A 3,840-nucleotide genomic window follows, 5' to 3' on the forward strand; every position below is an offset into this window, starting at 1 on the left:
TCCCACCGTGAGCGCGAGCTTGCCGATGTGGCGCGCTTGGCTCAGATAGCGGAAAGCTTCAGGAGCCTGTTCGATGGTGAAGGCTCGCACGGGAAGGGGCGTGAGCTGCCCCAATGCAAACATAGCGCTCAGATCGTCGAGCATCTCCCGTATGCGGTCGGGTCCCGCGTCTAGCAGGTCGAATGCGGAATAGCGCAACCCCCGGTTTGCGGCTGCAATTTCCTGCGGCTCCCGAATATCAGCTTTCCCCATCTCCAAGAAGTGTCCACCGTTGACAAGCAATCGGAGCGACGCGTCGATGAACTCGCCTGTGAAGGAGTTGAGTACGACGTCGACACCAGCTCCACCGGTAGCCTGAAAGAACTCATTTTCAAAGTCGAGCGTGCGTGAGCTCGCCAGATGATCCTCGGTAAGCCCATGGGGCCGTAGCGCATCCCATTTGCTTCGGCTGGCGGTGCCAAAGACCTCCGCGCCGATGTGACGCGCTAGTTGGACGGCAGCCATGCCAACACCCCCCGCAGCGGAATGTACGAGAAGCCGCTGACCGCGTTGCAGACGAGCGAGGTCCGTAAGCGCGTAGTAGGCGGTGAGAAATACGATCGGCGTAGACGCTGCCTGGATGAACGACCATCCGGAGGGGACTTTGGCGAGCATCCGCCAGTCAGTCACCGCGACGGGCCCCATCGCCCCTGTGACGAACAGACCCATCACACGATCACCTACTGCGAAATCAGTAACTGCGTCGCCTATCTCACACACAACACCTGCAGCTTCACTGCCAATGAGCGCATGTTCGGGGTACATACCTAGCGTGATAAGCACATCGCGGAAGTTGAGGCCAGCTGCCCGCACTTGTACTCGAACGTGTGTCGGTTGCAGCGGCTCATCGGTGTCTGGTGCGGAAACTACCTCCAGCCCATCGATGCTTCCATCGTGGCCGACTCCCACGCGCCATGGCTGGGGGTCCGGCAACGGAACAAGCTGGCCCAATCCAGACGACTGCAGCCGGGGAACCATCACTTGCTCGGCCCGGACCGCGACCTGCGCCTCGGTGCCGCCCAATGCAACCGCCAACGCATCCGCAGAGCTGTCGGCATCGAAGTCGAGCAACAGCAGTCGATTGGGATGTTCAGACTGTGCGCATCGCACCAGGCCCCACACGACGGAACCGCCAAGGTCATCGGGTACCTCATCGAGCCCTGTTCCCACCGCAGAACGGGTGACGATTGCGCACCGTGTCCCGTCGTACCGTGAGTCGGATACGATGCCCCTCACGAGAGTCAGGCACTGTTCGGCCACTCGATGACCTCGTTCGACTGGGTTCTCGCCAGCGGTGGATCCAAGGATCGGCACTATGATGAGATCTAGGCTGGGACCTCCGTTATTGATCGCTTCCTGTAGTGACTCGAGGTCAGCAAACTCGGTAAATTCGACCTTGGTCGGTTGTAGGACTGCGGCGAATTCGGCGGCGTAAGGCCCGACGATCGCCCATAGCCTTGACGTCGGTTGAGCGACGATTAGGTCCGCCTTGGATCTAGTGATCCAGTCCAGTTCGTAGAGCGGATCTCGATGCCGTCGCCGCGAGGCAGCGAGCTGTTCTTCGGAGATCGGTCGCATGCTAAGGCCCGCGATTGTCGCGACGAGGTCCCCGCTCAGGTCCCAGATGGAGAGCGATACGGTGTCGTTCCCAACCCAATCGAGCCGTACTCGAAGATGTCGGGCCTCGCGGGCGAACCAGCAGATATCAGTCCACGAGAACGGCAGCAGAATCTGCCGATTTCCGTGGGACGAGGCTTGGCTGAAGAGTGCGGCCGGATGCAGGGCCGCATCTAGCAGAGCGGGGTGGATGGTGTGGCCCTGCGAGTTCGCGTCGCCTGGCAGGGCGACATCGGCGAACAGCGAGTCGTTTTTCCGCCAGACAGCCGTGACACCGTGAAAGAGCGGTCCGTACCGTAATCCGAGGCGCTCGAAATGCTCGTAGAGGTCGCCGACCTCTACGGCAACAGCATCATTTGGAGGCCAAACCATATCTCGGATTTGTCGAACTCGACCTGCCACTGTGAAATGGCCGGATCCGTGGTGAGTCCAGTCCACACCTAGTTCATTGTTCTCGTGCCGGGAGCGGATAGCGAACGTTCGTCGCCCGGTTTCATCCGGGCTGTCGATCGCGAGGGTAATCTGACGCCCTGTATCGACGGGGACAGCTAGTGGTGCCTCAAGGACGAGTTCGCCGATTCGAGTAAAGCCAATCTGTTCACCTGCGTGCAACAATAGGTCGATATACGCTGTGCCAGGGAGTACGGCCTGATCAATGACAACATGGTCAGCGATCCACGGCTGATCATGAAGCGATACTCGGCCAGTGAACAGCTGGCCCCCGTCTGGTAGTTCGGCGACTGCGCGCAGTATCGGATGATCGGCGGAACCAAGTCCGAGACTGACCGCGGACGTTGGCGGAGGGGCAGTTCGCAGCCAGTACGAGCGATGTTGAAATGGATAATTGGGTAGCCCCGTGCTGGACGGTGCCACGCCGCCGATTCTGGCCGACCAGTCGATATCTGCGCCGCGGACGTATAGATGAGCGAGTCCGGTCAAGAAGGTTTCCGCTTCGGACTTGTCGGCGCGAAGTAGTGAATCGGCTGGTAGCGTAGCTGCAGTACCCGGCTCAACGATTGCGGCGTTTACAAGCCCGGTGAGAACGGCATCGGGGCCGAGCTCGAGATAAGCGGCCGTTCCTTGTTCACGTAGAGCAGCCAATCCGTCGGAAAACCTTACCGGCGCTGTCACGTGTTCGACCCAGTAGTCTGGTGTAGCGATACGCTCAGCGTCGGCGATGCGGCCGGTAATGTTCGAAACGATAGGGATGCGTGGCGGCTCGAACGATATATTCTCAGCTATTTCCTGAAAGCCATCTAGCATCGGTGACATCAGTGGCGAATGAAACGCGTGGCTGACATTCAGCTGTCGTGACTTCCGTCCCTTTGAAGCGAACTGGGATGCGACGGCGTCTACGGCAGATTTCCGACCAGAAATGACCGTCGATAACGGAGCATTGATTGCTGCGATTGCCACTTCTCTTAGAGCAGGATCGACCTTACGCAAATGGGCGTGGACCTCGTCCTCGGCGGCTTCGATAGCAACCATTGCGCCGCCAGGTGGAAGCTCCTGCATGAGACGTGCTCGGGCTCCGACTAGTTCGGCTGCATTACGTAGCGTCAGTACACCCGCTACGTGCGCTGCGGCGAATTCTCCGACGGAGTGACCAATCACATAGGCAGGGCGGATCCCGTAGGACTCGACCAACTTGAACAACGCAACCTCTAGGGCGAAAATTGCGGTCTGCGTATACAGCGTTTCGTTCAGCAGTGCTGCCCGGTCGGTGCCCGGTTCTGCGAACACAACATCACGCAGAGGCAGCGGTAGCTGCCTATCGAGTTCAGCCCATACTTCGTCGAGAGCCTCAGCGAATACAGAGTGGGTGCTATAGAGTTCGCGCCCCATTCCTAGCCGCTGACTTCCCTGTCCGGTGAATAGAAACGCGACTCCCCCCTCCCGCACCACATCTCTGCGCATCCTCGGTGCGGGCCTTCTCTCACTCAGCGCGCGCAGTCCTGCATGGAAGTCCTCGGTGGTTGCTCCTACTACCACGGCACGGTGATCGAGGCTGCATCGCTTGGCAAGGGCTCCCAATACCGCTGTGTTGTCGTTGTCGACAGGTGTAAGGGAGACGTAGCTCGCGAGATTATATGCGTGCTGCTCGAGAGCTTCAGGGGTTTTGCCAGACAAGACCAGAGGCCAAGGCCCGCAGTCGGAGGGGCGCGCTGGCATGGTCGGGTTGGG

Annotated in this window: 1 protein-coding gene; it reads right to left on the minus strand. The window is 59.7% G+C overall.

The annotated features are described in order from the left end of the window. Positions 1–3,828 (minus strand): acyltransferase domain-containing protein (locus NAM01S_RS35555; RefSeq protein ID WP_307188714.1); only part of this gene is annotated, 3,828 nt, incomplete at its 3' end. Positions 3,829–3,840 lie beyond the last annotated feature (12 nt).

Source organism: Nocardia amikacinitolerans NBRC 108937 (assembly GCF_001612615.1).
GTDB classification, from domain to species: Bacteria; Actinomycetota; Actinomycetes; order Mycobacteriales; family Mycobacteriaceae; genus Nocardia; species Nocardia amikacinitolerans.